We start from the raw sequence: 3,667 nt of genomic DNA, 5'->3' as shown, positions 1-3,667 counted from the left end.
CGCTCAATTGCTCTAAAACCCATACCATTTACATACATCAAGAGGCATTCTCTTTTGATTTCTTCTGTATAACCCTGATGAGTTTGATAGCAATCTATAAACTGCCTACCACAATCAACACAAATATGATTCTGTTTACCTACTTTATGTCCATTCTTATTAACACGAGTTGACTTACATTCTGGACATTCGATTGGCTTTAATTTTCTGCTCATTATTTTCCGTCGATCTTGCTCTCGATCGCTATATCATACATCAATTCAGCAACGCCGCATTTTGAGATACCAACTGTTCGTATTTATCCAATCGCTCTCCTAATTGCCGATCGTTATCGATCGGCATCGATTTAACCGTCCGTTCCTGAGCTTCGGCAATCTTGCGAAAGTGATTGGCAAGTCCAGGGATCTTGAACATCAGATCGTCAGGATCGATACTCAATCCAGACTCCACAACCTGCGAGAGGATTTGCTTTTTCTCGACCTGAGTAGTCCCTTTTATTCTTAATTTAATCGGTTTCTCAAGTAATTTATTCCAAATTTAATAATGTTAATCTTTTATTTATTTCGCTGTTTGAAGATATTAAATTGTCAAAGCATATCAAGCAGTAATGTGTTTTTTATATTGATGAGCCTACGAGAATATACGGAGTGAATGAAGATTGGGATCGACATAGATTTATCCCTGCACGTAATTTAAGGTTTTTTGCAACCTATTCAGAACTCAGGGAGGAAATTCACGCCGATGGGCTAATCTCATGCGCTCGGCAAGTAGAGCGACTGATTGCCGAGCACGGAAGGATTTTTGGGCTTCACTCAGCTTTTGCCTGAAATAGAGCCGGACATCTGGTTTTAGAGGCGATCGCTTGTGATGGGCTACTTAAAAATTCGCCTCGGTATCTCAAATTTACCAAAATTATTTTTCCCGAAGAAATTGCCCGATTCGGCAGAGTTCAATCAAGCCCGCGACAATGAATTTTGTCTGACCCACTGGGATTGAAATAATGATTCTCCACGGGAGAGGCAAAGCAGGGAACGAACTAGCGGAATGTGGGATCGAACAGTTCTGTCCTGCGTCGATCTTTATCCATTGACAGAATTTATATTTTGTGCGTTGACCACTACTAGCATCTAGCCAAAGACTGAGCTAGGATAAATATCCGCGATCATTAATAAAACGGTACTTAGTTCGGCTACAAATTAATAATTTCCACCGCTCTATCGATAGAGCGGTGTCCGATCGGCAGTAGCAGCAACGGGGCCTTATCCATACTCCTTGGAGATCTAAACCGCTACATGACATTATCGATCGAGCGTCATCCAGCCACCGTGCTGTCCCCGAATCTCAAACTCAAACAGATCGTCCAATCTTTACCAAAAGAAGTTTTTGCTAAAGATAATACTCAAGCTTTGCTGATGGTCATTAAAACTATCGTCGCAGTGACGCTAGGGATAGCGGCAATCGCTTTTGCGCCTTGGTACCTGTTACCCCTGGCGTGGGTATTTACAGGTACGGCAATGACTGGTTGCTTTGTCATCGGTCATGATTGTGCCCACCGTTCCTTCTCAACTAGTCGGAAAGTCAACGATCTCGTCGGTCATCTGTTCATGTTGACCCTGATTTATCCCTTCCACGGTTGGCGATACGGGCACAATCATCACCACAAGCACACTAACAAAATGGATGTGGATAATGCGTGGCAACCTTGGCGACCTGAAGACTACAAGGCAGCTCCAACTTGACTGCAAGTATTCTATCAAGCCATGCGCGGTCGGTTGTGGTGGTTGGCATCACTACCCCATTGGGCACTGGTTCACTTTGACTGGCGTAAGTTTCCAGCAGGCAAAACCAGAGATGATGTTAAATTCTCAGCTTTGTTTGCGATTATCGGTGCCGCAGTTATGTTCCCAGTCATGATTGGGACGGTTGGCATCTGGGGCTTCGTCAAGTTTTGGTTGCTGCCGTGGTTGGTATATCATTTCTGGATGAGTACTTTCACGATCGTGCATCATACAGCAGCAGATATTCCGTTTACACCTGAAGGTGAATGGAACGAAGCGATTCTCCAAAGGAGAGGCTACGCCAACGCGCAACTAGCTGGTACGGTACATTGTAATTACCCGCGTTGGGTGGAATTCCTCTGTCACGATATCAATGTTCACGTTCCCCATCATATTTCGACAGCGATTCCTTCCTACCGACTGCGGCAAGCTCACGCGATTATCAAAGCTAATTGGGGTGAATATATCAAAGAACGTAAGTTCACCTGGGAAATGATGAAAGATATTACCGATAAATGCCATCTCTATGAACAGAATGAATTTTATCAGACCTTTCGTGAGTTTGACGCTAATAATTAGGCTTTAGCTAAACTAAAAACAACTATTAGGGTGGGCAGCGATTCGCGCACGTCCTAGTTTCCCGACGGTTTAGCGACCCAAATCATGCGGAGGTTCCCTCCGCATTTGTTTGGGTCAAGACAGCGAATCAAGACAATGCCCACCTTATTTATTATTCACGATCGATTTAATCAAAGTCGAGCTTAGGTATATCCATATTTCTTGATGAACCAAGTTTTGACAAATTGAGTTAGCACACAATAGCAAGTGAGGATGCCAGCTAACCAGAAAAAATAAACGGCTGGTAAAGGTACAAAACCCAAACTAGATGCAAGTGGTGAAAATGGTAGATACATGCCAATACACATCACAGTAGCGGTAATTAGCAGCATCGGTAAAGAAGCCCGACTTTGGAAAAAAGGCACCTTAGCTGTCCGAATAACGTGGACGATGAGAGTTTGAGTCATCAGGCTTTCGACAAACCAGCCTGTTTGGAATAAGGCTTGATGTTCTACAGTTGTCGCTCCAAATACAAACCACATGATGGCATAAGTGGCATAGTCAAAAATAGAACTAATCGGCCCAACAAAAATCATAAACCTGCGAATATTTTCAATCTTCCACTGAGGTGGCTTGACTAGATCTTCTTTGTCCACATTATCGAAGGGAATGCCTGTTTGCGAGAAATCGTAGAGAAGATTGTTGATGAGAATCTGAACTGGTTGCATCGGTAAAAATGGCAGAATTGCACTCGCACCCAAAACGCTAAACATATTCCCAAAATTAGAACTAGTACCCATTCTGATATATTTGACTATATTTGAAAAAGTCTGCCGACCGATCGTGACTCCAGATTCTAGCACTAATAAGTTTTTTTCGAGTAAAATAATATCTGCCGATTCTTTAGCAACATCGGCGGCTGTATCGACTGAAATGCCGACATCTGCTTCTCGCAAAGCGGCGGCATCATTGATCCCATCGCCCATATATCCGACAATATTACCTGACTTTCTTAATACCTGAATAATCTTGGCTTTTTGGGTAGGTGAGAATTTGGCAAAAATGGTGGTGGTTGCAGCAATTTCCGCTAACTTATCGTCAGTTAAAGATTCAATATCGCTACCCAATAAAACATTTTGAACGGGTAAACCGACATCTCGACAGATTTTTCGAGTAATAATCTCATTGTCTCCATTCGTGACAAGTTAAGAAGCGATCGAAGTTGTCAAGCGGGTTTGAGGCGATGAATCGAAGAAAAAATTGTCCGTTCGACTGACGGAATCAGGAAAAGGTGCAATAATCAACTTTCGATGAGGTTTTCGGAGCGTTTT

The 3,667-nt window shown here is 42.9% G+C and carries 1 protein-coding gene and 3 pseudogenes; 1 reads left to right on the top strand and 3 read right to left on the bottom strand.

What is annotated here, in order from left to right; translation table 11 throughout:
* Together RMO27_RS13040 and RMO27_RS13035 are read right to left on the bottom strand one after the other, a co-directional pair.
* Positions 1–194, bottom strand: a pseudogene (locus tag RMO27_RS13040) (IS1 family transposase); the annotation flags it as partial.
* A 61-nt stretch (positions 195–255) separates the two neighbouring features.
* Positions 256–450 carry a hypothetical protein gene (locus tag RMO27_RS13035; protein ID WP_309733132.1) on the bottom strand — a complete coding sequence of 65 codons (195 nt, stop codon included), beginning with the start codon at positions 448–450 and terminating at the stop codon, positions 256–258.
* An 842-nt stretch (positions 451–1,292) separates the two neighbouring features.
* Here RMO27_RS13035 and RMO27_RS13030 point away from each other — a divergent pair.
* Positions 1,293–2,357, top strand: a pseudogene (locus tag RMO27_RS13030) (fatty acid desaturase).
* A 182-nt stretch (positions 2,358–2,539) separates the two neighbouring features.
* Here the strand turns inward: RMO27_RS13030 and RMO27_RS13025 are convergent.
* A pseudogene (locus RMO27_RS13025) lies at positions 2,540–3,538 on the bottom strand (HAD-IC family P-type ATPase); the annotation flags it as partial.
* Positions 3,539–3,667: the final 129 nt, after the last annotated feature.

This window comes from Chamaesiphon sp. OTE_75_metabat_556, assembly GCF_031378165.1.
In the GTDB taxonomy this organism is placed as follows: Bacteria; Cyanobacteriota; Cyanobacteriia; order Cyanobacteriales; family Chamaesiphonaceae; genus Chamaesiphon.
The sequence above is the reverse complement of the archived record's forward strand: the minus strand, read 5'-3'. Positions and strand labels throughout refer to the sequence as shown.